This is a genomic window from Novosphingobium sp. ES2-1, from assembly GCF_015169775.1.
In the GTDB taxonomy this organism is placed as follows: Bacteria; Pseudomonadota; Alphaproteobacteria; order Sphingomonadales; family Sphingomonadaceae; genus Novosphingobium; species Novosphingobium subterraneum.
Genome location: NZ_CP063449.1, coordinates 72256 through 98774, shown reverse-complemented (window position 1 = coordinate 98774; position 26519 = coordinate 72256). Strand labels below are relative to the sequence as shown.

Annotated in this window: 26 protein-coding genes; 10 read left to right on the top strand and 16 right to left on the bottom strand. The window is 61.9% G+C overall.

The window, feature by feature from the left end; translation table 11 throughout:
- The first annotated feature begins 44 nt into the window (after window positions 1–44).
- Window positions 45–572: a TIGR02444 family protein gene (locus IM701_RS21115; RefSeq protein WP_169494303.1), complete on the top strand. Its 528-nt coding sequence runs from the start codon at window positions 45–47 to the stop codon at window positions 570–572.
- Here IM701_RS21115 and IM701_RS21110 read toward each other — a convergent pair.
- The 16 genes from IM701_RS21110 to bphC form a co-directional block, all read right to left on the bottom strand.
- Window positions 569–925, bottom strand: a complete 357-nt coding sequence (locus IM701_RS21110; protein WP_100868253.1) for a cytochrome c — start codon at window positions 923–925, stop codon at window positions 569–571. The two genes, IM701_RS21115 and IM701_RS21110, sit on opposite strands and share 4 nt — an antisense overlap.
- A gap of 31 nt (window positions 926–956) precedes the next feature.
- Complete coding sequence (locus IM701_RS21105; RefSeq protein ID WP_169494302.1) at window positions 957–2423, bottom strand: FAD-binding oxidoreductase; 1467 nt, start codon at window positions 2421–2423, stop codon at window positions 957–959.
- A 13-nt stretch (window positions 2424–2436) separates the two neighbouring features.
- A complete protein-coding gene (locus tag IM701_RS21100; RefSeq protein ID WP_169494301.1) occupies window positions 2437–2661 on the bottom strand; it encodes a non-oxidative hydroxyarylic acid decarboxylases subunit D in 225 nt (74 codons plus the stop codon).
- On the bottom strand, window positions 2658–4118 hold the full coding sequence (locus IM701_RS21095) for a non-oxidative hydroxyarylic acid decarboxylases subunit C (protein ID WP_193829256.1): 1461 nt from the start codon (window positions 4116–4118) through the stop codon (window positions 2658–2660). Before IM701_RS21095 ends, IM701_RS21100 begins: the two co-directional genes overlap by 4 nt.
- 13 nt (window positions 4119–4131) lie before the next feature.
- Window positions 4132–5571, bottom strand: coding sequence for an aldehyde dehydrogenase family protein (locus IM701_RS21090; RefSeq protein WP_010891039.1), 1440 nt, complete (start codon window positions 5569–5571; stop codon window positions 4132–4134).
- Window positions 5572–5612: 41 nt separating this feature from the next.
- Window positions 5613–7172 (bottom strand): FAD-binding protein, encoded by a 1560-nt coding sequence (locus IM701_RS21085; protein WP_230487996.1) that lies wholly within the window; start codon window positions 7170–7172, stop codon window positions 5613–5615.
- Window positions 7169–7741, bottom strand: a complete 573-nt coding sequence (locus tag IM701_RS21080) for a hypothetical protein (RefSeq protein WP_010891037.1) — start codon at window positions 7739–7741, stop codon at window positions 7169–7171. The genes IM701_RS21085 and IM701_RS21080 overlap by 4 nt, the downstream gene beginning before the upstream one ends.
- A gap of 2 nt (window positions 7742–7743) precedes the next feature.
- Entirely contained in the window at window positions 7744–8358 is a 615-nt protein-coding gene (locus IM701_RS21075) for a UbiX family flavin prenyltransferase (protein WP_010891036.1), read from the bottom strand.
- 157 nt (window positions 8359–8515) lie between these two features.
- Entirely contained in the window at window positions 8516–9988 is a 1473-nt protein-coding gene (locus tag IM701_RS21070; RefSeq protein WP_193829255.1) for an NAD-dependent succinate-semialdehyde dehydrogenase, read from the bottom strand.
- A gap of 132 nt (window positions 9989–10120) precedes the next feature.
- Complete coding sequence (locus tag IM701_RS21065) at window positions 10121–12619, bottom strand: TonB-dependent receptor (RefSeq protein ID WP_193829254.1); 2499 nt, start codon at window positions 12617–12619, stop codon at window positions 10121–10123.
- Between the two features lie 110 nt (window positions 12620–12729).
- Window positions 12730–14910 carry a TonB-dependent receptor gene (locus IM701_RS21060; protein ID WP_039336949.1) on the bottom strand — a complete coding sequence of 727 codons (2181 nt, stop codon included), beginning with the start codon at window positions 14908–14910 and terminating at the stop codon, window positions 12730–12732.
- 28 nt (window positions 14911–14938) lie between these two features.
- A complete protein-coding gene (locus IM701_RS21055) occupies window positions 14939–15532 on the bottom strand; it encodes a 2-hydroxychromene-2-carboxylate isomerase (protein WP_039336951.1) in 594 nt (197 codons plus the stop codon).
- Window positions 15529–16791 (bottom strand): Rieske 2Fe-2S domain-containing protein, encoded by a 1263-nt coding sequence (locus IM701_RS21050; RefSeq protein ID WP_193829253.1) that lies wholly within the window; start codon window positions 16789–16791, stop codon window positions 15529–15531. Before IM701_RS21050 ends, IM701_RS21055 begins: the two co-directional genes overlap by 4 nt.
- A 24-nt stretch (window positions 16792–16815) precedes the next feature.
- Window positions 16816–17304 (bottom strand): aromatic-ring-hydroxylating dioxygenase subunit beta, encoded by a 489-nt coding sequence (locus IM701_RS21045; RefSeq protein WP_010891030.1) that lies wholly within the window; start codon window positions 17302–17304, stop codon window positions 16816–16818.
- Window positions 17304–17630 carry a non-heme iron oxygenase ferredoxin subunit gene (locus IM701_RS21040; protein WP_010891029.1) on the bottom strand — a complete coding sequence of 109 codons (327 nt, stop codon included), beginning with the start codon at window positions 17628–17630 and terminating at the stop codon, window positions 17304–17306. The genes IM701_RS21045 and IM701_RS21040 overlap by 1 nt, the downstream gene beginning before the upstream one ends.
- A 45-nt stretch (window positions 17631–17675) precedes the next feature.
- Window positions 17676–18575: a biphenyl-2,3-diol 1,2-dioxygenase gene (gene bphC / locus IM701_RS21035; RefSeq protein ID WP_010891028.1), complete on the bottom strand. Its 900-nt coding sequence runs from the start codon at window positions 18573–18575 to the stop codon at window positions 17676–17678.
- Between the two features lie 230 nt (window positions 18576–18805).
- On the opposite strand from bphC, the gene IM701_RS21030 reads away from it, so the two are divergent.
- The 9 genes from IM701_RS21030 to IM701_RS20990 all read left to right on the top strand — a co-directional run bounded on the left by IM701_RS21030 (window position 18806) and on the right by IM701_RS20990 (window position 26500).
- A complete protein-coding gene (locus IM701_RS21030) occupies window positions 18806–20221 on the top strand; it encodes a Rieske 2Fe-2S domain-containing protein (protein ID WP_193829252.1) in 1416 nt (471 codons plus the stop codon).
- Window positions 20221–20715: an aromatic-ring-hydroxylating dioxygenase subunit beta gene (locus IM701_RS21025; protein WP_010891026.1), complete on the top strand. Its 495-nt coding sequence runs from the start codon at window positions 20221–20223 to the stop codon at window positions 20713–20715. The genes IM701_RS21030 and IM701_RS21025 overlap by 1 nt, the downstream gene beginning before the upstream one ends.
- Window positions 20699–21691, top strand: coding sequence for a PdxA family protein (locus tag IM701_RS21020; protein ID WP_193829251.1), 993 nt, complete (start codon window positions 20699–20701; stop codon window positions 21689–21691). The genes IM701_RS21025 and IM701_RS21020 overlap by 17 nt, the downstream gene beginning before the upstream one ends.
- Before the next feature lie 10 nt (window positions 21692–21701).
- Entirely contained in the window at window positions 21702–22982 is a 1281-nt protein-coding gene (locus IM701_RS21015) for an aromatic ring-hydroxylating dioxygenase subunit alpha (RefSeq protein WP_193829250.1), read from the top strand.
- On the top strand, window positions 22979–23458 hold the full coding sequence (locus IM701_RS21010) for an aromatic-ring-hydroxylating dioxygenase subunit beta (RefSeq protein ID WP_039336967.1): 480 nt from the start codon (window positions 22979–22981) through the stop codon (window positions 23456–23458). The genes IM701_RS21015 and IM701_RS21010 overlap by 4 nt, the downstream gene beginning before the upstream one ends.
- Window positions 23459–23497: 39 nt before the next feature.
- Complete coding sequence (gstA, locus tag IM701_RS21005; RefSeq protein ID WP_039336969.1) at window positions 23498–24103, top strand: glutathione transferase GstA; 606 nt, start codon at window positions 23498–23500, stop codon at window positions 24101–24103.
- Window positions 24104–24272: 169 nt separating this feature from the next.
- The gene (locus IM701_RS21000; protein ID WP_039337016.1) at window positions 24273–25124 is read left to right on the top strand and encodes an alpha/beta fold hydrolase; all 852 of its coding nucleotides are present in this window, start codon (window positions 24273–24275) and stop codon (window positions 25122–25124) included.
- A gap of 18 nt (window positions 25125–25142) precedes the next feature.
- The gene (locus IM701_RS20995) at window positions 25143–26066 is read left to right on the top strand and encodes a catechol 2,3-dioxygenase (protein WP_039336971.1); all 924 of its coding nucleotides are present in this window, start codon (window positions 25143–25145) and stop codon (window positions 26064–26066) included.
- A 2-nt stretch (window positions 26067–26068) separates the two neighbouring features.
- A complete protein-coding gene (locus tag IM701_RS20990) occupies window positions 26069–26500 on the top strand; it encodes a heme-binding protein (protein ID WP_010891019.1) in 432 nt (143 codons plus the stop codon).
- The last annotated feature ends 19 nt before the right edge of the window (window positions 26501–26519 follow it).

Here is a 26519-nt window from a genome sequence, read left to right as displayed (position 1 = left end):
GCTTTGTGCTGTCGCCTGTCGCTGTTTGAGCTATGATCGGCCCAATGGCGGACCTTGAAGCTCTAACGGAGGACTTCTGGCGGTTCTCACTGGAAACCTACGCCAAGCCTGGCGTGCAGGCCCTGTCACTCGCGCTGCAGGACGATCACGGATGCGACGTGAACCTGATGCTGTTCTGCCTATGGCTGGCGGATTCGCAGGGCATCGCGCTTGAATCGTCCGGCGTCGGCGAATTGGCCCTTGCGGCAGGCGAACTCAACAACGAGTTGGTTTCACCCGTCCGGTCAGCTCGCCGCTGGTTGAAGTCGTATGGCGAGACAGCGCGCGAGGGATTGTCGATCAAGCCCGAATACGATGCCCTTAAATCCGTCGAACTCAAGTGCGAACGCCTGGTCCAGCGCGCCTTGGTTGTGCGATATCGAGACGGTGTTTTGCACAGCTCGATGGCATCGCCGGTCTCAGCCGCCCGAGCCAGTTTCACGGCCTATGCAGAAGCGCACAAGGCAAATCCCGATGCGGTCAAACGCCTTGGCGAGCTTGCCGATCGGGCGCTCGAACGCGATCCGTTCTAGGATTTGGGCAGCGCGGGTTCCTGCTTCGGCGGCTCTGCGGTCTTGATGTATTCGTAGACCTCCTTGATCTGGGGGTCGCTCAGCTCGGTGGCGCGGAATGGCGGCATTTCGATCAGGCCCTGACGAACCACCGAATGGAGGTAATCGTAGTCCAGATCCTTGCGGCCGATCAGCGCCGGAACCGGACGGCCCTTTTCCGCCAGCAGCATGGTCGCTCCGTGTCCGGGGCCGGGGTTATGGCAACCGGCGCAGTAGCGCTCATAGTTCTCCGCACCATCCGCGACCACTTCGCCTTGCTTGGACGAACAGGCGCCAAGAGTGGCGAGGAGCGAAAGGACGAGGAGCTTGTTCATTGTACCTCCGCAGGCATGGCGACGCATCGGCTCAGACCGAGGCAAAGATCGAGTTGGGATCGAGCGCCTGCTTGACCCGCGCATGCAGGGCCGAGCGGCCACCCTTTTCATAGGTCTTGGCAACCGCCGCTCCCAGCCCGGGGTCGGTCAGGATCTGGCCGAAGCCGGCCTCTGCCTGCGCGGCGATCAGGGCTTCGGCGCAGGCCTTCGCCCGTGCCGCGTCCTCGGCCTTCCCGGCGGCATGGGACAGCACCTGGCGATGGTTCGCCGAACGCCAGATCGCGGTGGTTTCGCCGACGAAATCGAAGCCGTTCTTGGCGCAGATGTCGCGCGACAGTTCATAAAGCTTGACCGCTTCTTCGCCATCCACAGGGCTGACCGGATTGACCGTCAACGCCGTGTCGCCGCCCCAGCCCGAGGTTCGGGCCGGGGGATCGAGCACCACGCCGGTCATCGTGCCCATCCGCCAGGCCCACAACTTGGGATCGATGCCCTTGCCATCGGTAATCACCCGTGCGCCGCTGATCGACGAGAACGCACCCTTGACCATGTCCCACAGGATCGCGACGTTGCCGGGCAAGCCATAGAGCGAGCCGTAAAGGTTCCAGTAGCCAAGGCCGAGCGCTTCGCCGGCCGCCTTGACCGCGCTTGCCGCCATCGGCCCCTGGCCTTCGAAGTCGGCGCGGCGCTTGCCGAGCAGGGCCGCTTCGTGGAGCGCATTGCCCACGGCGACGCCATTGGCCACCACCATGTTAAGCTTGAGCGGCCCGAGCACGTCCAGCAACGCGCCCAGATCGTCCTCCTGGGGGACCGAGACCATGAAGGTCTGATGCGCCGGGGGCTGCGGCATCATCCACATGCCCACCTTGGTCACCACCCCGAAATCGGATTGGGTGAACAGACCATCGACCCACGGGCCATAGCCGAACTTGAACAGCTGCCAGCAGGTGCTCTTGGGCATGGCGCCCATGCCGGTTCGCACCATCTTGCCATCAGCCAGCATGACCTCGAGCCCGCACTGCATCAGGAAGTGATCGGAATAGGGGGTGTAGCCGGGGCGGCGGTTGATGAAACTGGCGGCCACGCTTTCATCGGGATTGCCGGGGAAGTCCACCCACAGCTTGATGCCCTTTTCCTTAATATGGGCATCGAGCTGGCGGAAGGTGACGCCCGGTTCGACCAGGCAGGTGGCCAGCTGCTCGTTTACTTCGATTACCTTGTTCATCTTCTGGAGGTCGAGGACGATCACCTTGTCCTGCACCGCCTTTTCCAGCCCATGTGCGCCGTTGCAGACCGTCTGGACCACGCCGCCGCTGGTGCGCGCCGCTTCGAGCACCTTGGCGAGCTGGGCTTCATCGGTCGGAAGCACCACGCCTGCCGGGGCCATCCCCGGAACGGCATAGCGGGCCAGGGTTTGCGGGCTGGTATCGACGGCGGCCTTGCCCAGTGCCTCGGCGAGGGTACCGAGCGTGGCCGTCTGGCGGGCTTGATCGATCATGGCGTCTGGAGCCTTATTGCTGGAGAATCTTGGGATAACGCTGGAGATCGCCGGCATCGACGGCGAAATCGGCCGAGCGCGCAGCCGGGTCGATCGCGCGGGCCGGTTCGCTGTCGCGCCAGGAAAAGTTGCAGGTCGCGCAGCGCAGGATTGTCCACACGACCGCGCCGTCCTGCCTGCCCTGGTAATCGGTGACAGCGCCGCTCGATTTGCAGCGCCCGCAGACGGTGGTGGTCATGACAGGGCTCCCAGCTGCATTTCGCGGATTCGTTTGCTCAGGGCGTCGATCTCGTCCCCCGTCGGCGGGGTGACAAGGTGCGCTTCACCCACCGGATCGGGCGGGAGATAGCTGGTCGCGTCGATGATCAGGCGGTGGCCCTTGCCCGGAACGACTGCCGATGGATCGATCGGCACGGCGGGCATGTTGGGCAGCACGATGACGTCATCCGCGCGGGTGCGGGTCGAAAGCGCCCACATCACCTGGTTGAGATCGAACGGATCGACATCGGCGTCGACCATGATCAGGTTCTTGAGGTACATCACGCCGTGTGGCGTGCTCAGCGCGCGCAGCGCGACCGTCTTGGCAAAGCCGGCCATGCGGTTCTTGACCGAGATGATCCCGGTCAGCCCGTGCTGGTAAAGCGCGTTGACCGCGGTGACTTCGGGGAAGCTCTGGCGCAGCTGGGCATAGATCGGGGCGGAGGTGTGCAGGCCGATCAGGGTATCGTGCTCGGTCCAGCCGCGCCCGATGTAGATGTTCTCGAAGATCGGATCGCGCCGGTGCGACACCGCCGTGACCTTGAAGATCGGCGCCTTGCGCACGCCGCTGTAGGAACCGGGGAATTCGCCGAACGGCCCTTCCAGCTCGCGTCCACCCGGTTGCAGTTCGGCCTCTATCACGATTTCGCTGTCGGCCAGGATGTCGATCCCGTTGCCCGATTTGGTCAGCCGGATTGGCGCGCCCATCATCGCCGAGGCATAGGAATATTCCGATTCCTCGTAGCCGATCGGGGTGGCAGCAAACACCGCAAGGCCGGGATGATTACCCAGCATGACCGCAATCTTTAGCGGAACGCCTTCCCGTTCGGCCGCCATGATCTGACGTCCCATGTCGTGGGAGGGGATCGTCATCAGGGTGAAGGTGTCCGGCCCCTGGATCTGCAGGCGATAGATGCCGACATTCTGCTTGCCGAAATTGTCTGGATCGAGCGGATCGCGCGAGGCGACCGAGGCCTTGCCGATGTAGAACCCGCCATCGTATTCGTTGATCCGATAGACCGGCAGGACATCGTAAAGGTTGATGTCCTGTTCGATCCGGCATTCGTGCACCGGGGCCTGGGCTTCTGGGACAAAGCTGATTTGCGCTTCCTGATCGCCCCAGCGGCCGGCGATCTCGAAGAAAAGCTCGCGGATGGTCGTGCCTTTAGGTCGGCCCAGCAGCAGGGCGATGTTGTCCCACGAACCATGGACGCCCACCGCCAAGCGCTTGCCGGGGTAACCGGTGATATTGTCGAATACGATCGCCGGCGCGCCGTTGGCATCGCGCGATGCGGCGACGGCTATGTTGCGCACGCCGGGTTCGGGCATCACCGCATCGCTCCAGGTGATCGCCTGGCCGGCATCCTCGAGCAGTTCGAGGAAGTCGCGCAGCGACGAGATCGAGCGGGCGCGGTTAGGGAGATCGTTCATGGTCATTCGTTCCCGCCTGTCAGTGTCCGCCCTCAGTCGCCGACTGGATCGTGACCCATTTCCATTCGGTCATGATCTCGAGATCGGCTTCGGTGCCTTCGCGCCCGAACCCAGAGGCCTTCGTTCCGCCGAACGGAACGTGCGGCTCGTCGTGCAGGGTCGGCGCGTTGATGTGGACCATCCCCGCTTCGGCCCGCTGGGCAAAGGCCAGCGCCTTGTCGAGATCGCGGGTGAAGATAGAGGCGCTGAGGCCGTATTCGGTGTTGTTGGCGAGTTCGAGGGCTTCCTCAAGTGTGTCGAACGGAAAGAGCGAGGTGACCGGGCCGAAGGTCTCTTCCTCGAACACGGTCATTTCCGCGGTAACGCCACTCAGGATGGTGGCCGCGCAGCTGTTTCCGCTCCACTCGCCGCCGGCCAGCACCGCGGCGCCCTTGGACCGGGCATCGTCGATGTGGCGGCGGACGCGGTCGCGCTGGCGTTCGGAAATTATCGGGCCCAGCATGGTGGTAGGATCGCGCAGGTCGCCGCTGTTGGCGCGGCCTGTCGCGGCGGCGAAGGCCTTGGTGAACTGGTCGAAGATCGACCGTTCCACATAGATCCGCGAAGCCCCCATGCAGACCTGGCCCTGGTACATGAAGATGCTGAACAGCGCGGCGTTGACCGCCTTGTCCAGATCGGCATCGGCGCAGATCACCAGCGGGCTCTTGCCGCCCAGCTCCAGCGTGTACTTCTTGAGGTTGCGGGCCGCGATTTCGGCGATGTGCTTGCCGACGCGCGAGGACCCGGTGAAGGTTATCGATGCGACCTTGGGATGGCCGGTCAGCACGTCGCCGATCTCCGCGCCATTGCCGTAGACCACGTTGAACAAGCCGTCGGGAACGCCGGCCTCCTTCCACAATTTAGCGAGCAGATCGGCGATCATTGGCGCGGCTTCCGAGGGTAGCAGCACGAAGGCGTTGCCTGTGGCCAGGGCCATGGCCGACTGTTTGATCCCCTTGATCAGCGGCACGTTGAACGGGGTAATCCCGGCGACCACACCGACCGGCTGGCGCAGGCTCATGCTGAACCGCCCAGGGGTGTCCGAAGGGATCGTTTCCCCCCGAATCCGGCGCGGCACGCCGATCGCCGCGCGCAGGAAGCTGACCGCGAAGCGGGTTTCGAACCCGGCCTTGGCGATCGGCGAACCGATTTCGTCGACCAGCACGTCGGCGAATTTGGCGGTATCGCGCTCCATGATTTCGGCGGCTTTCGCGATCCACCCTTCGCGCACTGCGGCGGGCAGATCGCGATGCTGGAGATAGGCCTGATGCGCGTTCTCCACGGCGCGGTTCACGTCTTCCGCGGTGCCGGCGGGAACCCGGGAATAGACCGAATCATCGACCGGGTTAAGATCGTCGAAATAGGCCCCGCCCGTTGCAGCCACGGCGGTGCCGCCAATCCAGTGCTCAATTTGCGTCATGGTCGTCAATCCTTGAAGTCTTTGTTCAGCCGGCCGTGTGATTACGCTTGGTTGCGCATCGCCTGGGGCCAAATACCCTGCTTGCCGGGCGAGAGGATGCCGTTGGGGTCGAGCACGTCCTTGAGCCGGTGGTGCAGATCCCAAAGCGCCCCGTCGTTATGCTTATAGGTCTTGGCGATCTGGTCCATGAAGGCGAGGTGGGTGCGGTATTCGCCGAAGCCGGCATCCGCTGCCTCGTCGACCAGCTTGCCGAACAGGTCATAGGCGCTCTTGCGCATGCCGTCGTCGGCGCGATCGTACATGATCATCAGGATGTGGTGCATGTCGCGCCAGCCGACCAGGAACTCGCCGATATAGTCGAACCCGAAATCGTGGCAGCGCTGCTTGATCAGGTTGTACTGGCTCAGCGCTTCCTTGCCGTCGGGTGCAGAGATTGGCGAGAAGTTGATATGCCCGCCGCCGCCGATCCAGTTCATGATGCTGAATTCGGTCATGTTCGGCTCGCCGCGCATCAGCCGCACGCGATAGTCCCAGGCGGGATCGTTTTCGCGGTTGAGGTGCAGCTTGGCGCCCGGGATGCTCATCATCGCTTCCTCGACGAGCTTCCAGTTGTTCTCGATGATCGGCGGCGGACCATAGAGCGCGGCGTAGAAGTTCCACATGCCCAGGCCATGATCCGACGCGATCTTCTTGCGGATCGAATCCGGGACAGGGCCCTTGCCGTCGAAGTAATGGCGGCGCGTGGTCTTGGCGGACACTTCCCACAAGAGATCGACCGCCACCGCCGCGTTGGGGATCACCTGGTTAACCTTTAGCGGTTTGACCGCGTCGAAGATCGCAGCGAGGTCTTCCTCGCGCTCGTAGGTGATCATGAACGGTTTGTAGCCCGGTGGTTCGGGCATCAGCCAGATCCCCATCTTGGTCACCACGCCGAAGTTCGACTGGGTGAACATGCCGTCGAAATGCGGGCCGGCGGCGTGCTTGGTTGACTGCCAGTGCTGCGACCCTTCGATCGCGCCCTGACCGGTGCGGACCACCTGGCCGTCGGCAAGGACCACTTCCATGCCACATTGCATCGTGAAGTGGTCGCCATAGGGGGTGTAGCCGGCGCCGTGTTCAAGCGCGTTGCCCATCACGCCGCCCCAGCCCGGCGCCGCTGGATCGATCCACAGCTTGCTGCCGATCTGGCGCAGATGCCGGTAGAGTTGGAAATAGGAGACCCCGGGTTCGACCAGCGCGTAGCCGTATTTCTCGTTGACCTCGAGGATGCGGTTCATCCGCTTGAGATCGAACATGACATAACCGGACTGGCGCGGGGCGGGTCCGCCATAGGCGAAATTGCGGCCGTTGCCGAAGGTCCAGATCGGCAGCTTGTAGGCGTTGAAGACTTTCAACGCCTGCTGGATCTGGTCCATGTTTGCCGGCGCCACGGCAGCCGAAGGCAGCATTTCGCCATCGGCCAGCGGCGAATAGGCATCGCGATAAGCCGACAACGGCAGATCGTCGACAAAGACCCATTCCTTGCCGACGATCGCGGCCAGTTCGTCCAGCGCCTTGCGAAAGGTTGCGGCGTCGACGCCATGGGGCATGCGCGTGCTCACGACTGCTGTACTCCCACTTCGAATGCCCACGAAACCAGCATGCCGGGGCTCTTTCCATCGAGACCGCAATGTCCTCCTGACTGGCACCGCAGTTCGGCATCCTGGCGATCGCCGACGAGCGCATCCTGCATGTGGTAGGCAAGAACGCTGGGCCAGCCGACGCTAGCCCGCGCAAGCAGCGTTGGCGCGCCAACAGTCTTGTGTTCCCAGCGCAGCTTGCGGTATTGATGGGTCCACTGTAGTAGCGGGCGGGCGCCGCCGGCCACCAGGATCTGCTCGGCGATCATCGCCGCGGGATCGGAAGTAAGGCCGACCAGCACGCCTTCAACCGCTTCAAGTTCATGCAGCAGGCCGTTGAAGCTCCGGTCGATCCGGACAACCTGCGCTGCGCACCCCAAATTGGTAAAGGTTTCGGCAAATAGTCGACTTTCGGGAACGTGCGTCTCCTCGATGACGATGATCTTGCGCGGCCGCTGCGCCAAGGCGCTGCGGCCGATCCCCAGACCGGCAACGGCAGCACCCACGGCGCCACCGCTCATGACCGTGCGACGGCTGACATCCCACGCCATTCTCAATTCCCTTCCATTTGCCCAGCACCCGGAACAAGGCTTGCCGCCTCTTTGCTAAGGCCTTGCCAGCGTTTCTCCGACTTCGCATGAAGCCCGAACAGATCCAGTACCCGCATGCAGGTGTGATCGACCACGTCGGCCAGCGAGGTCGGCCGCGCATAGAAGGCCGGCACCGGGGGGAAGATCACCGCCCCCATTTCGGTGCAGGCCGTCATGTTGCGCAGGTGCGCCAGGTTGAGCGGCGCTTCGCGGGTGATCATCACCAGGCGGCGCCGTTCCTTCAGCATCACGTCGGCCGCGCGGGTGATAAGGTTGTCGGACAGGGCGTGCGCCACCGCGCCCAGCGTGCGCATCGAACAGGGCGCAATCGCCATGCCTTCGCATACGAACGAACCGCTGGCGATCGAGGCGCCGACGTTGCGGACGTTGTGCACCACATCGGCCAGCGCTTCGAGCCGGGCTTTGCCTTCGGGCAGTTCCTCGCGAATGTTGAGCAGCGCAGCCGGAGACATTACCAGATGGGTTTCCCAACCGCCCGTCTCGCGCAGCAGCTCAAGCAGGCGAAGACCATAGACCGAGCCGGTTGCGCCGGTAATCCCCACGACCATGCGCTTCACGGCAGGAGACTTTCCTGCGCGTTTTGGGCGGTCAAGGTCGCGTAAGGCCTAACCTTGAAGGGCATGCTGAATTCCATCTCCCGCTCTTTTATCGACATCATACAATGCATTCCGCATTGGGCAACGAAAATCTTGACTCCTTGGGACCGCATTCCGCTTACACCGGACTCTCGGGCCGGACCCCAACACTGATGGTCTTCATCTCCAGGAATTCTTCAATACCGTGTCGCGAACCTTCTCGGCCCAGTCCCGATTCCTTGATGCCGCCAAACGGGGCGGTCTCGGTCGAGACGATGCCGCTGTTCAAGCCGACCATCCCGGTCTCAAGGCCTTCGGAAACCCGCCAGGCGCGGTCAATGTCGCGGGTGAAGGCATAGGCCGCCAGCCCCGAGTGCGTGGCGTTGGCAAGCGCCAGCGCTTCGGCCTCGGTTTCGAAACGGAACACCGGGGCCACCGGCCCGAAGGTCTCCTCGTCCGCCAGCCGCATCGCCGGTCTCGCTCCAGTCAGCACAGTTGGTTGGAAGAACAGTTCTCCGGCCTCGTGTCTCTTGCCGCCGGTGACCAGCTGGGCACCTTGCGCCACGGCATCGGCGACATGTCCCTGAACCTTGGCCAAGGCTGATGCGGTGATTAACGGTCCCTGGTCGGTTGCACCTTCAAGGCCGTTTCCGACCCGGAACGCGGAGACCCTGGCGGCCAGCGCCTCGACGAAGCGGTCATGAATGCCGCTTTGCACGAGGATCCGGTTGGCGCAAACGCAGGTCTGTCCGGTGTTACGGAATTTCGAGGCGATCGTCCCCTCGACCGCCTGATCGAGATCGGCGTCGTCGAAAACCAGCAGCGGGGCATTGCCGCCCAGTTCCATCGAAACCCGTTTCAGGGTGGTGGCGCATTGCGCAGTCAGCAGCTTGCCCACCGCGGTTGAACCGGTGAAGGTGAACTTGGTGACATCGGGATGGCTGGTCAGCACCGATCCAATGGCCGGAGCATCGCCGCAGACCACGTTGAACACGCCGGGCGGGATGCCGGCTTCAAGGGCGAGCTTCGCGAGGGCGAAAGCGGTCAGCGGGGTGAGTTCGGACGGCTTGAGGGTGACGGTGCAGCCCGCCGCCAGCGCTGGCGCGACCTTGCGGGTGATCATCGCGGCGGGAAAGTTCCACGGCGTGATCGCCCCCGCTACCCCAACCGGCTGGCGGATCACGATGATCCGCCGGTCAGCGCTGCCTGGAATAACCTCGCCATAGACGCGGCGCGCCTCCTCGGCGAACCACTGGATGAAGCTGGCGGCGTAATCGACCTCGCCCAGCGCCTCGGCCAGCGGCTTGCCCTGCTCGGCGGTCATCAGCAGACCCAGATCCTGGCGGTGCAGCCGGACCAGCGCCAGCCAGTCGTGCAGCAGACGGGCGCGTTCCTGTGCGTGCCGCTTGCGCCAATCGATGAAGGCGCGGGAATTGCTTTCAATTGCCCGGTACGTCTGGGCAGCGCCAAGCTTGGCGACATTCGCCAGCGCTTCGCCGGTTGCCGGGTTAGTGATCGCGTAGGTAGAGTCGCCACAGATTTCGGTGCCGTCGACAAGCGGCTGGCCGGTCAGGAAATCGCTGCGCTCGAGCGGGGGGATCGTAACGCCCAAGACATTGCTCCTTTGGCCGCAAGACAAGTTGCCAATACCAAATTGGGCGGCGAGGTGTCTGGCAGGCTCTTGGTCGGTGCCACCAGAAGGGTGAGGGCGGCGGCGGACCGCCGCCCTCGGGGGTGGTAAGTGTCAGTACTTATAGGCGAGCTTGAGGAACCATTCACGCGGGCGCGAATAGGTTGCCAACGCTGTCCCGGCGACGAACGGATCTACGTAACCGCCCTGGATATAGCGTTCGTCGGTCAGGTTGGTCACACCAGCGGTCACGGTGAAGTGCTCGCTCTTCTCGGTGAACGAAGCACTGGCGCCGAAGACGCTGTAGCCAGGCTGGCGCAGTTGCGGGCTGTTGACCGCATCCTTGAAGGTTTCGCTCTGGTACGACCAGTCTCCGCGCAGCGTCAGCTTGCCCATGTCACCTTCATAGACGTCGGCGTTGAACGAGGCCGATCCGGTCCATTCCGGCACGAAGGCGAACTTCGAGTTCAGGTTCACGGGGAACGCGAGCGGATTAATGGAGCGGTAATAGGCATCAAGATAGCCAACGCCGAAGGTCAGGCGTAGCCAATCGGTCGGAGCCGCCTCGCCTTCGACTTCAAAGCCTTTGATCCGGCCGGAACCGGCGTTTCGTGCCCGGGGGGCGATGCCTTCGCTGACGACGACCTGGATGTCATCGTAGTTTGACATGAACGCGGCGAGGTTCAGCCGCAGGCGGCGATCCAGCAGCTCGGTCTTGAGGCCGAGTTCGTATGATTCCACGAATTCGGGCCTGAACGACGGCGCAACCTGTTCAGCCGGGAAGATTCGCTGCGTGAAGCCGCCGTTCTTGAAACCCTTGGAATAGGAGGCATAGACCAGGATATCGTCGGTGATCTTGTAGTCAGCCGAAATTGCCGGCGTCCATTCCTTGGCCTTGGCGGCAACCTGGACCGCCGGCATCGTGTGGTTTCCACCAGGGTTAGTGGCGGCTGGTGCGCAGCCTCCAGGCAGCGGGAAGCCGAACAGCGGGCTCGCCGGATCGGTCACCAGCAAGGGCACTGGCTGGCCGGTCACGCACTGGCTGAAGGCGATGAACACGCCCTGGGGGTAAGGGATGATGCCGGCCTGCCCAAGCGGAGCAGTGTAATCAACATTGATGGTCTGGAACGAAGGATCGAACCGCTTGGTCTCGTCGGTATAGCGGATGCCCGGCGTGATCGAAAGACGATCGGTCACCTTGATCGTTGCCTGCAGATAGGCAGCATAGCTGTCGTTGTCGATCTTGCCGCCGCTGAAGAAGTCAGCGAAGCCGAACAGCAGGTTGTTCTTGTCTTGGCCCTTTTCCTTCAGGTAATAGCCGCCCAGAACGAACTTCACCCGATCATTCAGGACACTGCCGGTCAACTGGAATTCCTGCGAAGCCTGCCACAGATCGATATTGTTTGTCAGGTTGAGGTAGGGATGTGGCGTTCCGTCGAAGTCGAACTGGATCGTGGCCTTCTGATCGCGATAGGAGCTGATCGACTTCAGGTTGATGTCACCAAAATCATAATCCAGCGTCAGGTTCGTGCCCCACAGGTCGAAATCCGACTGGTTCTTGGCACCGGACCAGGTTGAATCGATATCGCCGGTGATCCACTGCGTGGTGGCGCAGCGCGGGTCGTTGACCGGTGCCAGTTGCCCGTCCGCACCGCAGAAACCTGCGCCGCCCTGCAACTTGTTCCAAGCATAAGTCGAACTGGGGAAAACCACGGTTCGGCCATTCAAGTCGACAACCTGCAGCAGGTTGGGCGATTCGAAAAGGTTGACCAGCGTCGAAGCAGCCATTTCTTCGCGCCTGATATTGATATCGCCGCTCAGGTTGACGGTCAGCTTGTCGGTCGGCTCCCACTTGAACGCAATGCGTCCGCCGAAGCTGTCCTTATTGCCCTGGCGGCCTCCGTCGAACAAACGCTTCTGGTAGCCGTCGCGGGTTTCATAGGAAGCAACCGCGCGCATTGCGAGAGTGTCGCTCAGCGGTACGTTGATCATGCCCTTGAAATCGGCGCGGTTGAACCGTCCGGTCGCCGCTTCGAGCTTCATGTCGAAATCGTTCTGCGGTTCGACGGAATTGACGACGATCGCGCCGCCGATAGTGTTCTTGCCGAACAGTGTGCCCTGCGGCCCGCGCAGGACCTGGACGCTCGAAACGTCGGCCATGTCGAGCAGCGCGCCAACCGAGCGGGCAACATAGACGCCATCGACATAGACGCCCACGCCCGGGTCGACGGTGATATTGAAATCGGTCTGGCCCACGCCGCGGATGAACGCGGTGATCGAGGCGCTCGAACCCGAAATGTTGGCGACCGGCGAGATGTTCACGTTCGGCGCGAATTTTGCGACTTCTGCTACGTTGGTGACCTGGCGTTCCTCGAGCATTCCGCCGGTCATCGCGGTGATCGCGACTGGTGTTTCCTGCAGGTTCTCGGCCCGCTTGCGCGCTGTCACGGTGATCTCTTCGAGGCCGCCGGTCTGTTGCTCCTCGGCCTGGGGCTCGCTTGCTGCGGCATCCTGTGCATGCGCCGAAATCGGCACAAGCCCGATGTATCCGACCATAGCCGAGGCGCTGGCACGCAGGAAGGCCTTCCTGAAATACATTAGTCGGTTTGGCATTTTGCATTCTCCCTCATGTTATGCTGATTAGGCGCCCGATCCGAAACTTCGTTTCGGATCGTTCGGTGCCGGCCTGAAAATGGCTCTTTCGCGAGTTTCGGATCAGGTTCTCAGAATTTGGTCTCGATCGTCATCCCGATCTTGCGCGGTTGTTCGTAGAACCCGTCGGTGCCCAACGTTCCGGGACGTATGGTCTGAAAGACCTTTTCGTTGGTCAAGTTGGTCACCCACAGCCCAACCTTGAAGGCTTCGCTTTCGGGCTGCCAATTGATCGAAAGGTTGGACAGGGTGTAGGGCCGCTGCGAGAACCTGTTGGCAAAGTCGTAATAGACCCGGGAACTCCACAGGAGATTGCCTGCCAGCGTGACGCGGCCGTTGCCGACATCATGCCCCCAATCGAACCCGACATTGCCCGACCATTCCGGCGCCCGGGTCATGACCTTGCCCGAGGCATCGAACGGCGCCGCCACGTTGCCGGCAAAGTCGCCATTGTCGTTGACGATCGGCGTAAAGCCCTGGGCGTTCGGGAAATCCTTGTAGCGCGCATGGGTATAGGCAACCGCCGCGCGCAGCCGGAGGTCGCGGACCGGGCTGATGATGGTCTCGAATTCGCCACCATAGATTTCGGCATTGGCGGCATTCTGCAGGATGTATCCGGGGCCGGTCGGGGCCTTCGACTGAAGCTGCAGATCCTTGTAGTCGTAATAATAGACGGCAAGGTTGGTGCGCAGCCAGTCCAGCGGATCGGACTTGATCCCGAATTCAGCCGCCTTGATGTTTTCCGGGTTGACCGGGGTGCCGCCGGTTGCCGCCATGTTGTACACCCCGCTTTTGAACGCGGTGCTGTAGGTGGCGTAGACGTTGGTCTTGTCGGTCACCTCATAACGGACACCGACTTTGTAGTTGAACTTGTTGAACGTTTTTGAAACGTCATCGACCAGCAATACGCCATTGTTACTTTGGCTAAACCAGCGCGTCTCGGTAGTGTAACGCCCGCCAAGAGTGAGGAACAGCTTCGGCTGAACCTCATAGGTGCCTTCGGCAAAGCCCGCGAATGAGCGCCCATCAAGCTTCGGCGTGAGCGACGGACCCGCCAGGGGCGAGGCCGGGTTGGTCGTGGACCAAGGCTGAAGCACCGGCGCGCCGCCGCCGAACTGGTAGAAATAGCCGCCGACCAGCCACTGGAAGCGACCGGGGTTGGCCGAACTCAGCTTGATTTCCTGGCTGCCCGACTCCGATTCAAACACTGCCGGGAAGTTCGAAAGCTTGATGTTCGAGGCATCGCCATCGGTGGTCTGCTGCCAGCGCAGGTTGAGGAAACCAGAGGTGGTCTCAAGCATCACACTGCCCAGATCGAGCCGGGTGTGCAGCGCAAAGCTCCACCTTGTGAGATTGAGCAGCGGAACCTCGGTCAACGACGCCTGCCAGGCATCGGTCGGTACGATCACGCCCGGCCAGTTGCGGCCCGCGGTGTTGCCGTCCAGCGGTTGCGGCGAATTGGTGGTGCTTTCCTGATTGAAGTATTCCCCGGTCAGGACCACCTTGAAATTGTCGGTCGGCTTGAACAGCAACTTGCTACGCAGGTCGATGACGCGCTGGTTGCCAAGTGTGCCGCCGCGGACCAGATCGTCGATATAGCCATCGTTCTTGCGGAAAAGCGCGGCAAAATCAGCCGCGACCTTGTCACTCATTGGGCCGGTGAAATAGAGCCGGGCATCGTAATCGCCGGCATCGCGCCTCATCCGCCCCACGCGCAGCGAAGCCTTGCCGCGGAAGTCGAAGCTGGGATCGGGGGTGATTACGTTGATCAGTCCGCCGGTGGCATTGCGGCCAAAGGTCGTTCCCTGCGGGCCACGCAGCACCTCGACCCGTTCGACCTCGACCAGGTCGATCCAGTTGGCGGCCGATTCCGGTTGATAGACGCCGTCGACGTAGGTTGCGATATTGGGTTCATCACCAACCGAAATGCCGGTTGAGCCGACCCCGCGGACCACCGGCTGGAAGACGCCCATATTACGGCTGCCGATGAAGCCCGGCACAACCTGAGTGAGGGAGCGGACCGTCGAAACATCGGCGGAAGCCAGAGCGTCGCCGGTAACCGCAGTAACTGCAACCGGCACGGTTTGCAGCCTGGCCTCGCGCCGAGTGGCCGTGACGATAATGTCACCTAGGCCCGTGTCGGTAGCGTGGGATTCGTCCGATTCGCTTGTGATGTCTTGTGCCAAGGCCATCTGCGGCGTCAGCGCGGTCGCTCCCATCAAGGCAACGAAATAGCAGCCATACTTTTTCATGCAAACCTCCCCTATGTAACCGAATTGCTTATTTTGACTTGTTCAAATACTCGGCAAGAAAATCCAATCGGTCATTTCCCCAGAAAATCTGGTCGTCGACGAACATCAGCGGCGCACCGTACACGCCGCGCTGGATCGCCTGGCTCCGGGCCTTGCGATATTCGTTCTGGCCGGCGGGCGATTCGACGAAAGCGATCAGCGCCGCGGGATCAAGCCCCGCTGCTATCGCGCATGCGGCCAGTTCGTTGCGGTCGCCGGGATCGATCCCCTGGCCCCAGATCCGGCGGTAGGCATCGGTCACAAATGCCTCGGCCTTACCGTGCTCGCGGGCGAACAGCACCGCGCAATTCCAGTCTGCGCAAGCGAAGCTGGCTGGAAAGGTGAGGGGCACTCCATAGCGCTCGGCCCAGCGCTCAAGGTCTGCCTTCATGACCTTGATCTTGGGCAATACCTCGCGATTGGACGGGCCATAGTTGCCGGCGGCAATTTTGGCTTCGGGAATGTCGATCGGCCAGTAATCGACCGTGCATCCCGCTGCCCGCGCGATCTCCGGCAGCTTGAGCTGCGCAAGGTAGCTGAACGGGCTGATGAAATCGAAGTAGAAGTCGATCGTGCGGGTCATGTCGGCTCCACCTCAAAGCCGACCATTTCGCGATAATTGTCCCAGAAGCCGATGATCGCGCCCTCGGTGACGAGATGGTCGGCATCCTCGGCCCGGCCGCCACCCATCGCGATGTAGGACGTCGCGCTTGCCTCGCCGACGATGGCGTTCTGGACGATTTCCACCGCTTCGCCGTCTTCCATCGAAATGAGCCCGGCGGGGCCGATCAGGTTGGCTTGCTTGAGCCGGATGGCCTGCATTTCCGCATCGTCGTCCTGGTAGCCGAAATGGGTCCAGACGAGCTCGAATTCATCCGGCCCGTAGGTCACCGTCTGGCGCACCGCGAGAGTGTTCTGGATCTGCTGGAGGACCAGGTTGGGGTAGACCGCGAGGATCACCAGCGTAACATTGTCCGCGAATTCCTGCCGACCTTTCAGCAGCGACATGTCCTGCAGCTTGAATTCGGTGTCGAAGGTGCGGGAATCGCCATAGGCCTGCTTGTCGGCGGCATCGTCGTTGCTGGCCGCGATCGAATAGAGCAGCGAGTGGCGTTTGTTGGCATCCATCAATGCCTTACCTGTCTGGGTCGAGCGATAGAGACCGAACGTGTTGTGAAACAGGTGCAGCAGGCTCGCGTGGTAGGGATCGCGGGTGTTCTCGGCGTAGAGCTTCCAGTTCCCGCGGATCCGCTGGCGCTGGTCGCCCAGCACGGTGATCGGCTTGCACATGATCCGCTCGATCTGCTCGACCACGATCGGGCCGAGGAAATCGCGGCAGGATTCGACAGTTTCGGAGAATGAGGCAAACACCAGACCGCCAACGGATTCGGTGCGCAGCTGGCGAAGATTGTGCTGGGACATGTCGAAATCGCCCGGCATCCCGCCCTGTCCCTTGAGGCCGCGGCGGAAGGGTACCCCGATCAGGTTCCCCTTCAGATCGTAGGCCCATTGGTGGTAGACGCATTCCAGGCTTGCGCGGTTGCCGCGCATTTCGCGGCAGACCAGGGCGCCGCGATGGGCGCAGCGATTGACCACGACATGCAACGAGCCGTCGCTGTCGCGCGTGAGGATCACCGGTGTTTCGCCCACGAAGGTCGATTTGAAATCACCCGCCTGCGGAACTTCAGCCTCAAGTCCGACGAAGGACCAGCAGTCACCCTTGAAAATGTTCTCCTGTTCGCGATCGTAGTACTGGCGATCGGTGAAAACGCGGTACGGAACCCGGCATCCTGCAGTGGACGGGGCTTGATCCAAGGCGTCTGTTTGCTGGGGAATGGACATAATTGGGTGCTTTCAACTTTGCAGCTAGATCGGGCGGACCATCATCGTATCGATGAGGTGGGTGTCGAAGATCGCGGTCTTGGAAAGGAAGCGCGGGGCAGCCCCGGAAACGTCGATTTGATCGACATATTTTCCGGAATTGTAGATCGACGTCTGACCGTCGTTGCGCGTCATCAGGACCACATAGTTGGTCTGTGTGGTGACGATCTGCCCGCTGGTCGACTTCACGCGGGTCGGACCGAGAATATGCCGGTAGCTGTGCGCGGGAAAAATATTGGCGCGGCGCAAAGAGACGATGCGATCGACCAGCATGCCGCGGCTGTCGCAGAACACCGCAGCCAGGTTCAGTGAACGATTGTGGTTCTCCGCTGAGATCACACTGTACTGGCACTTTTCTTCAAACAGGTCAGGCCATTCTTCCAACCGGTCGTCATCGATCAGTTCCGCATGAAGCGCATTAAGTTGCGCAGCGGCATGCTGAAACTGCATCTGCTCAAGGGTGGGAAGGCCCATCATGCTGCTCCTTCGGGCTTCGTGATGCAGACCCAGCCATCCTCGATTTCGACCGGATAGGACGCGATCGCCACCTGGCAGGGAAAGGCCTTGGCTGCGCCGGTCTTGATGTCGAACGAGCCGCCATGGAACGGACACTCGATGATGTCGCCATCCTGATATCCGTCGGTCAGCATGGCATTGCCGTGGGTGCAAAGATTGTCGGTAACGAAAATCTCGCCATCGACATTGTAGACGGCAAGGGCGGGCATTCCCTCTGCGAATGCCGCAACCGGCTCGCCGTCCTTCACGCTGGCAGCTTCACAGAGTCGCAATTTGTTTGACATGGTTGACCTGTTGTCCTGTCAAGAATCGAGCAAAATGGGCGATTGTCAGAGCAGCGGAATGTCCATCCCGTAGCCAGCCGCCTCGTTGCCATGGCCGAAGATGTCGCGGGTGTAGTATTCCTGCTGGCCGGTCGAGTGGCGGGCGCCCCAGCCGAACTCCCACAACCAACCCGACGGATTGGCGCAATAGAAGGTCAGGGCCTGATCGTTGGCGTGCTTGCCAAGCTGCAGCGCTACATCGATCTTCTTCCCGCGCACAATGTCGTGAGCCATGCCGAGATCGTCGAGATCGGTGTATTCGAACATCAGGTGGTTGATGCGCTTTTCCATCGGTCCGAGGCCGAAGGCGACCGAGTGCTGGCGCTCGTTGCAATGCATGAAATAGGGCTGGGCGACCATGCCGTTGGGCAGGTGGAGATGGTATTCAACCGACCCGCGCAGGCCGAGCAGTTCATAGAACCGGGCCGCCGCCTCGACATCGTCCTGGCGCAGGATGCAGTGCCCGATCCCTTGCGAGCCGGTCAGGAACTTGCCGAACATCGGACGGCCAGGATGAAACGGCTTGTGCGTATCGACCTGGGGGCCGAAGAAGATCTCGGTCGGGTTGCCGCCCGGATCGGCCAGCTTGAGCAGCCCGAGAACCCGGCGTTCGCGCGCCTCGGCTTCGGTGCCCACGGTGAAGGGGATTCCCGCCGCGCTCAGCTTTTCCTGCATCGCGGCGAATTCCTGCGGCCCGGCCACGCGCCAGCCCATGTAAGCCAGGTCATCGCTGCCATCAGCGTGCAGAACGATGCGGTGATGCCAAAGGTCCATTCGCAGATAGAGCCGATCCCCTTCGCCTTCATCGACGACTTCCATGCCGGCGACTTCGGCGGCGTAAGCGCGCCAGGCAGCGAGATCGGAAACGGAAAGACCAAGATAGCCGAGTTCGGTGACGACCGACATAGTTCAAACTCTCCCAATTCACCCCAAAACGGGGTCATTTTGCGATTTGCTGGCCGCCTTGCTTCGATTCAAGCCGCCGGTTTCAGCCATTTCTGCTGCTTCGCCTAGCAGATTGTTTTCCATTGTGCAACACGTTGCACGCTATGACGAGATGAGGTAATCACCGTGTGCGATCTGCGGTTGATTCGCGGAGGCATTGGGTGCCCGGCGCACAGAGCGGGAGAGGATTGATGGAACTCGCTGAGAAAATCGGCGGCAGAATTGCCGACTTGCAGGGCTTGAAAGGGCGCATGCGCACTTGGCTCAAGAAGGATCACGAGCGCGGGATCTTCCAGCTGGACCGCGCTGCTTTCACCGAAGCTGCGCTGTTCGAGCTCGAGATGAAGTACATCTTCGAGCGGAACTGGGTCTACCTCGCGCACGAAGGTCAGATTCCCAAGCCGAACGATTTCATCACCACTAAAATCGGCCGCGTCCCCATCCTCGTCACTCGCGACAAGTCCGGCGATGTCCGCGCCTTCGTGAACGCCTGTTCGCACCGTGGTGCGCGCGTGTGCCGCGAGCGGGCGGGCAACAAGCGCAACCACATGTGTCCGTTCCATGGCTGGACATTCTCGTCTGGGGGCGACCTGCTGGACGTCACCGATGAGAGCATCGGGGGCTATCCGGAGGCATTCAATCGCGCTGATTTCGGGCTTCAACCGGTCGCCCGGGTGGAAAGCTACCGCGGCTTCATTTTTGCCAGCCTCTCCGCCGATGTCGTCCCGCTGGTCGATCACCTCGCCGGCGCGCGGGATTTCATCGATATCCTGGTGGACCAGTCGAAGTCCGGCGCAATGGAAGTTTTGCCCGGAACCAACCGCTACCGCTATCACGGCAACTGGAAGATGCAGGTCGAGAACGGGCTCGACGGCTATCACGTCATGACCACGCACGCCAACTACTTCATGACGGTTCAGCGCCGCGTCGAAGGCATTTCGAAGAACGAAACCAAGGCGATTAGCTTCAATGGCTTCACCGCGCGCGATGGCGGGTCGTTCTCGTTCCACAACGGACACACGGTGTTGTGGGCCGACTATGCCAACTTCATGGATCGCCCCAATTTCGAGATCATCGACTGGCTCGAAGAAACCCACGGTGCCGAAAAGGCCAAGTGGATGAACAAGCGCATCCGCAACCTGCAGCTGTTTCCCAACGTCTTCCTGATGGACCAGACCAGCACTCAGATCCGCATCATCCAGCCGCTGGCGGTGGATGAGACCGAAGTCAGCACGGTGTGCATCGCCCCGGTCGGCGAAAGCGCCGAGGCGCGTGCCCTGCGGCTGCGTCAGTATGAGGATTTCTTCAATTCGACCGGCATGGCGACCCCGGACGACCTGACCGAATTCAACAACTGCCAGACCGGCTATGGCGCCGGCGAAGGCCGCTACAACGAGATGTCGCGCGGTTCGACGCGCTGGGACACCGGCCCGGGCAAGTTCGGCGAGCCGCTCGATTTCAATGTGGTGCTGAGCAGCCCGGCGGTTGCCGACGAAGGCCTCTATGTGGCGATCCATGACGAGTGGCTCACGCTCATGGAAAAGGCCATCGACAGCGAGTGCAGCGAGCTTGCCGCCTTCCTTGAGCGTTCGCTGGAGAAGGCATGATGACCGCATTCCATTCGCGCTGGCTGGCGGTTTCCCGCTTCATCGGTCAGGAAGCCATGGCGCTTGACGACAAGGACTGGGATGCCTGGCTGGCGCTCTATCACGAAGAGGCGGAATACTGGGTTCCAGCCTGGGACGATCACGAACGGCCGACTGCGGATCCGCAGAACGAAGTCTCGCTGATCTATTATCCCAACCGGGGCGGGCTTGAGGATCGGGTGTTCCGGATCAGGACCCGGCGCTCGGCGGCGAGCACGCCGCAGCCACGCACGGTTCACCAGTTCTCCCTGCTGTCTGCTGAGGAGAGCGATGGCCAGGTGCATGCGCGGACGTCTTGGACCACGGTTTCGGTGCTGGAAGGCAAAGTCGCCACTCTCAGCGGGTGGGCCTTCTATGATCTCGAACCTCGGGATGATTCGTTCGTGATCCGCCGCAAGAAGACGATTGTCGTCACCGATCTGTTCCAAGAAGTAGCCGATGTCTACAGCCTCTGAGCGGGTGCGCCCCGTCGTGGGGACGATGATCGGTGATCCCGCCGGGATCGGACCCGAAGTGGCTGTCAGGGCGCTGGCCGACGGTGCCGTACACACGGATTCGATCCCCGTGCTGGTCGGGTCTGCTGCGGCGGTAGAGCGGGCGCTCGATTTCACTGGCACCAAGGCACGGCTGCGGGTGATGCGCGGCTTCGAAAAACCCAGCGACGATCCCGCGATCATCGACGTCATCGATACCGGCGCGCTGCCCGATGGCGTTCTGCCCCTGGGCGAGGACACCGAGGCCGCCGGGCACGCCACCGCGCAATGGCTGGATGAGCTCGACGCGTTGGCCCGCGACGGTTCTTTCGCCGCCACGATCATGGGGCCGATCAGCACTGGTTCGCTTAAACTGGCCAAGAAGCTCGACAGGGTCATCAGCCCGACCCCGGGCGAAAGCTATCTGGTGCTGCTGACCGGGCCGCTCAGGGTTGCGCATCTCACCGACCACATGTCGCTGCGGCAAGTGATCGACGTTATTTCAGCCGATCTCGTCGCCACGGCGGTGGGGCAACTGCACGAGGCCATGCAATCGTGGGGCATCGCCCAACCGCGGATCGCGGTTGCCGGTCTCAACCCACATGCCATCGGCGACGAGGATCGCCTTGAAATTGCGCCTGGGATTGAAGCGGCGCGGGCAAGGGGCATCGATGTCGAAGGGCCTATCGCGCCTGACTCGGTCTTCCGCCACTGCATCGAGGGTCGCTACGACATGGTCCTGGCGATGTTCCACGATCAGGGCCACATCGCGGTCAAGACCTGGGGCTTTTCGGGCAACAGCGTGATCATCATGGGGCCGCCGTACCTGCACATGTCGGTGGCCCATGGCACCGCCTACGACATCGTCGGTACCGGCAAGGCCGATGCCGCGATGATGCTGAGCGCGATGCGCACTTGCGGACGACTCGCTTCGGGCCGCGGTTTCGAACAAGCTTAAGGAGAAGACCATGAACGCCGAAACCATGCCCGTCGCCGCGGGGTCGGAGCCGACTGCGGTCGATTACGCAGTCTATCACAGCCAAGCGATCTTCACTGCCGAACAGGAAAACATCTTTCGCGGACAGACCTGGTGCTACCTCGGCCTCGAAGCCGAGCTGGCCAACAGCGGCGATTTCCGTTCGACCCATGTTGGCAATACTCCGGTGGTGGTGACGCGGGCAACCGATGGCACCATTCATGCCTGGGTAAATCGCTGCGCCCACAAGGGCGCAACCGTGTGCCGCTCGCTGCGTGGCAACCAGGCCGACGGGGCGTTCGTCTGCGTCTATCACCAGTGGGCCTACGACGCGACCGGTGCGCTTGTCGGCGTGCCGTTCCGGCGGGGGCTGAAAGGCGTGGGCGGCTATTCGACGGAATTCAATATGGCCGAGCATTCGCTGGAGCGGTTGCGTGTCGAGACATTCGGCGGTCTCGTGTTCGGCACCTTCAACCCGTCCATCGCCCCGCTCGAGGACTTTCTGGGTCCAGTGATGCGCAAATACATTCAGCGTGTCTTCCAGCGCCCGGTCAAGGTGCTGGGCTATGCGCGGCAGTTGATGGCCGGCAACTGGAAGCTCTATTCGGAAAACAGTCGTGACAGCTACCACGGCGGTCTGTTGCACCTGTTCTATCCGACTTTCGGCATCTACCGCCAGAGCCAGGAAAGCGCAGGGCTGGTTTCGGACGAAGGCTACCACACCGTCTTTACCGTCTCGAAGCCCAAGGGCGATGTCGACTACGGCTCTTTCGGTGACGAGGCCAACCGCGAGATGCAGGGTGAGGCCAAGCTGCAGGACGAGCGCCTGCTGGCATTCCGCCCGGAGATCGCTGATGATGTCGGACTGCACATCCAGTCGATCTTCCCGTCTGTCGTTGTCCAGCAGATTCAGAACACCCTCGCGACAAGGCAGATCGTGCCCCACGGCACCGACAAGACCGAGCTGGTCTGGACCTATTTCGGCTATGCCGACGATGACGAGGAGACGACCCGCCACCGCCTGCGCAACCTCAATCTGGTTGGGCCGTCGGGGCTAATCTCGATGGAGGACGGCGAGGCTGTCGAACTATGCCAGCAGGGCACGATCGGTGCCGAAGGCAAGCGCAGTTTCGTCGAGATGGGCGGGGACGATGTCCGACCCTCCTACGCGCCGATGGGCATGGATGAAAATTCCGTGCGCGGTTTCTGGAAGGGCTATCTCGGGCTGATGGGCAATGCCCTGGCCGATCTCGCGGTGGAGGGCCGCGCATGAGCGCCCCTGCGGACAAAGTGCAGAGCGCGATCGACGATTTCAACGCCGCCTATGGTCTGTGCCTCGACGACGACCGGCTCGAGCAGTGGCCCGACCTGTTCGTGGACGATTGCCTGTACCAGGTGATCGCGCGCGAGAATGTCGATAACGGCTTGCCCGCAGCAGTGATGTATTGCGACAGCAAAGGGATGCTGGTTGACCGCGTGGTTGCGCTGCGCAAGGCCAACGTATTTCCCGAACATTTCAACCGCCATCTGATCGGGCGCGCTGTGATCACCGGCGTGGAAGGCGACGAGGTCTCCGCGGAAGCCAGTTACGTCGTTTTCCAGACCCGTAACGATGGTGAAACCCGCATCTACAATGCTGGCAAATACGTCGACCGGTTCGATCTGGGCGGCGGACATGTCCGTCTGAAAAGCCGGACCTGCATCTACGACACGCTGCGCATAGCGACCCTGCTCGCAACCCCGATCTGACCGGGTCCTGTTTCACTGCATCCCTGAAGGAGACTATCCATGAAGCTGTTCATTAGCCCCGGCGCCTGCTCGCTCGCCCCGCACATCGCGCTTCGCGAAGCCGGCGCCGCTTTCGATGCGGTCAAGGTCGATCTGGCGACCCGAAAGGTCGAGACCGGTGAGGACTTTCTGGCGGTCAATCCGTCAGGCAAGGTTCCGGCCTTGACCCTCGACAGCGGCGAAACGCTGACCGAAAACCCCGCGATCCTGCTTTACATCGCCGACCAGAAGCCGGAGGCTGGCCTGGCGCCGCGCGACGGCACCATGGACCGGTACCGCCTGCTCAGCCGGCTGAGCTTCCTGGGTTCGGAATTCCACAAGGCCTTCGTGCCCCTGTTTACGCCCGGCACCAGCGATGAAGCCAAGGCCGCCGCTACGACCGCAGTCAAGAATCACTTGGTCGCGCTCGATAAGGATCTCGCCGGCAAAGAGCACTATGCGGGTGCCGATTTTAGCGTCGCCGACATCTATCTGTTCGTGATGCTGGGCTGGCCTGCCCATGTCGGGATCGACATGAGCGCCTATCCCGCGCTGGGCGCCTATTGCGGCCGGATTGCGCAGCGGCCTGCGGTTGGGGCGGCCTTGCAGGCCGAAGGTCTCATCTGATCGAAGGGCGCGGGGCGGCGGCGATCGCCGTCGCCCACGTCGTTCTTCATTTGCAAATGCGTTTCAAATAGTGCAATGAACGACGCCTCTGGCGACAGAGACGGCGATTCGGCGTCCAGGCTCAGCCGAATACAAAATCATCGAGGCGGGAAAGGATCGGATGGCTACCATGGCAAGCTCGACTTTGGACACGGCACTTCCGGAAATCGGTAGGTCGCTGGTTGTCGGCGGAAGTTCGACCAATTACCACGACGTCGGCGAAGGCGCCCCGGTGCTGCTGGTCCACGGATCGGGCCCAGGCGTGACTGCATGGGCCAACTGGCGGCTGAACATGCCGGTTCTCGCCCAGGATTTCCGGGTCATCGCGCCCGACATGTTCGGCTTCGGCTATTCGGACAGCAAGGGCCGGATCGAGGACAAGCAGATCTGGGTCGATCAGCTGGCCGGTTTTCTCGACGGGCTGGGCATCGACAAGGTTTCGATGGTCGGCAATTCGTTCGGCGGCGGCATCACGCTGGCGTTCATGATTGCCCATCCCGACCGGGTTGAGCGCGCCGTGCTGATGGGCCCGGCCGGGCTCAACTTTCCAATCACCCCGGCGCTCGACAAGGTCTGGGGCTATGAGCCCTCGGTCGAGGCGATGCGCGATTCGCTCAAGTACCTTGCCTGGGATCACAGCCGCCTGACCGAGGATCTGATCCAGTCGCGCTATGTCGCCAGCGCCCGGCCCGAAGCGCATGAGCCCTACAATGCCACCTTCGGCGGTGCCGACCGCCAGCGCAATGTAGCGATGCTCGCCAGCCGCGAAGAAGACATCGCCGCACTCGAGCACGAAACGCTGATCCTGCATGGCGTCGCTGATCAGGTGATCCCGTTGGATTCAACCGTGAAACTCGCCGGTTTGATGAAGCGTGCGGACTTGCACCTCTTCGCCGAATGCGGACACTGGGTGCAGATCGAACGGATGGCAAGCTTCAACCGCATGGTTGCCGAGTTTTTTAAGAATGGCCTCAAGGCCTGATCGGAGAGGATAATCGTCATGGCTCTAACTGGTGTAATTCGTCCCGGTTATGTGCAACTCAGGGTCCTCGACCTCGATGAGGCCATTACCCATTATCGCGACCGGATTGGCCTGAACTTCGTCAATCGCGACGGCGACCGCGCCTTCTTCCAGGCGTTCGACGAATTCGATCGTCACAGCATCATCCTGCGTGAGGCCGATCAGGCCGGCATGGACGTGATGGGCTTCAAAGTCGCCAAGGATGCCGACCTCGATCATTTTGCCGAGCGCCTGCTCGATATTGGCGTGCATGTCGATGTGATCCCGGCCGGATCGGACCCCGGTGTGGGTCGCAAGATCCGCTTCAACACGCCGACCCAGCATGTTTTCGAACTCTACGCCGAAATGGAACTGTCGGCCACCGGCCCGGCGGTCAAGAACCCCGATGTCTGGGTGGTCGAACCGCGCGGCATGCGTGCCACCCGCTTCGATCACTGCGCACTGAATGGCGTGGACATCTCCGCATCCGCAAAAATCTTCGTCGATGCGCTGGATTTCTCGGTTACCGAGGAGCTGGTCGATGAAGGCAGTGGGACGCGCCTCGGCATCTTCCTGAGCTGCAGCAACAAGGCGCATGATGTTGCCTTCCTCGGTTATCCCGAAGACGGCAAGATCCACCACACCTCTTTCAACCTCGAATCCTGGCACGACGTCGGCCATGCAGCCGACATCATCAGCCGCTACGATATTTCGCTCGATATCGGGCCGACGCGTCACGGGATCACCCGCGGCCAGACGATCTACTTCTTCGATCCCTCGGGTAACCGCAACGAAACCTTCAGCGGCGGTTACATCTATTATCCCGACAATCCGCAGCGCATGTGGCAGGCAGAGAGCGCCGGCAAGGCGATCTTCTACTACGAGAAGGCGCTGAACGACCGCTTCATGACGGTGAACACCTGATCATGGACGGGGTGGTTTCGGTCCGGACGGTAGGCCACGAACTGGCGCTCAAGGCAGCGGCTGCCGCCGTTGCCACGGGTGCGGCGGCGGGCTGTCCGGTCGTTGCCGCGGTGGTCGGCGCCGGGGGAGATCTGGTCGCGTTCGTCCGCGCCAGCGGCTCCCCTTCGCCATCCGCAAAGATCGCGCAAGATAAGGCTTACAGCGCCGCCAGCTTCCGCGTCCCGACGCCGGATCTCTATGCGATGGTTTCCGGCAATCCGGCCCTGCGCGACGGAATCGTCGCGCAGCCGGGATTAGCAATGTTCGGCGGCGGCCTGCCGATCGAAATCGCCGGTGTATTCGTCGGTGCGATCGGTGTTTCCGGCGGGAGCGAAGCGATGGACGTCGAATACGCCAACGCCGGTCTCGCTGCGATCGGCGCAAGGCAATTCTGACGCACCATGGCCTCCGGCC

Bases quoted from the DNA above. Each gene is read 5' to 3' on its own strand.
- IM701_RS21115 (WP_169494303.1), top strand. From the start codon at position 45: ATGGCGGACCTTGAAGCTCTAACGGAGGACTTCTGGCGGTTCTCACTG.
- IM701_RS21110 (WP_100868253.1), bottom strand. From the start codon at position 925: ATGAACAAGCTCCTCGTCCTTTCGCTCCTCGCCACTCTTGGCGCCTGT.
- IM701_RS21105 (WP_169494302.1), bottom strand. From the start codon at position 2,423: ATGATCGATCAAGCCCGCCAGACGGCCACGCTCGGTACCCTCGCCGAG.
- IM701_RS21100 (WP_169494301.1), bottom strand. From the start codon at position 2,661: ATGACCACCACCGTCTGCGGGCGCTGCAAATCGAGCGGCGCTGTCACC.
- IM701_RS21095 (WP_193829256.1), bottom strand. From the start codon at position 4,118: ATGACCATGAACGATCTCCCTAACCGCGCCCGCTCGATCTCGTCGCTG.
- IM701_RS21090 (WP_010891039.1), bottom strand. From the start codon at position 5,571: ATGACGCAAATTGAGCACTGGATTGGCGGCACCGCCGTGGCTGCAACG.
- IM701_RS21080 (WP_010891037.1), bottom strand. From the start codon at position 7,741: ATGGCGTGGGATGTCAGCCGTCGCACGGTCATGAGCGGTGGCGCCGTG.
- IM701_RS21065 (WP_193829254.1), bottom strand. From the start codon at position 12,619: ATGCCAAACCGACTAATGTATTTCAGGAAGGCCTTCCTGCGTGCCAGC.
- IM701_RS21060 (WP_039336949.1), bottom strand. From the start codon at position 14,910: ATGAAAAAGTATGGCTGCTATTTCGTTGCCTTGATGGGAGCGACCGCG.
- IM701_RS21055 (WP_039336951.1), bottom strand. From the start codon at position 15,532: ATGACCCGCACGATCGACTTCTACTTCGATTTCATCAGCCCGTTCAGC.
- IM701_RS21050 (WP_193829253.1), bottom strand. From the start codon at position 16,791: ATGTCCATTCCCCAGCAAACAGACGCCTTGGATCAAGCCCCGTCCACT.
- IM701_RS21045 (WP_010891030.1), bottom strand. From the start codon at position 17,304: ATGGGCCTTCCCACCCTTGAGCAGATGCAGTTTCAGCATGCCGCTGCG.
- IM701_RS21040 (WP_010891029.1), bottom strand. From the start codon at position 17,630: ATGTCAAACAAATTGCGACTCTGTGAAGCTGCCAGCGTGAAGGACGGC.
- bphC (WP_010891028.1), bottom strand. From the start codon at position 18,575: ATGTCGGTCGTCACCGAACTCGGCTATCTTGGTCTTTCCGTTTCCGAT.
- IM701_RS21030 (WP_193829252.1), top strand. From the start codon at position 18,806: ATGGAACTCGCTGAGAAAATCGGCGGCAGAATTGCCGACTTGCAGGGC.
- IM701_RS21025 (WP_010891026.1), top strand. From the start codon at position 20,221: ATGACCGCATTCCATTCGCGCTGGCTGGCGGTTTCCCGCTTCATCGGT.
- IM701_RS21020 (WP_193829251.1), top strand. From the start codon at position 20,699: ATGTCTACAGCCTCTGAGCGGGTGCGCCCCGTCGTGGGGACGATGATC.
- IM701_RS21015 (WP_193829250.1), top strand. From the start codon at position 21,702: ATGAACGCCGAAACCATGCCCGTCGCCGCGGGGTCGGAGCCGACTGCG.
- IM701_RS21010 (WP_039336967.1), top strand. From the start codon at position 22,979: ATGAGCGCCCCTGCGGACAAAGTGCAGAGCGCGATCGACGATTTCAAC.
- gstA (WP_039336969.1), top strand. From the start codon at position 23,498: ATGAAGCTGTTCATTAGCCCCGGCGCCTGCTCGCTCGCCCCGCACATC.
- IM701_RS21000 (WP_039337016.1), top strand. From the start codon at position 24,273: ATGGCAAGCTCGACTTTGGACACGGCACTTCCGGAAATCGGTAGGTCG.
- IM701_RS20995 (WP_039336971.1), top strand. From the start codon at position 25,143: ATGGCTCTAACTGGTGTAATTCGTCCCGGTTATGTGCAACTCAGGGTC.
- IM701_RS20990 (WP_010891019.1), top strand. From the start codon at position 26,069: ATGGACGGGGTGGTTTCGGTCCGGACGGTAGGCCACGAACTGGCGCTC.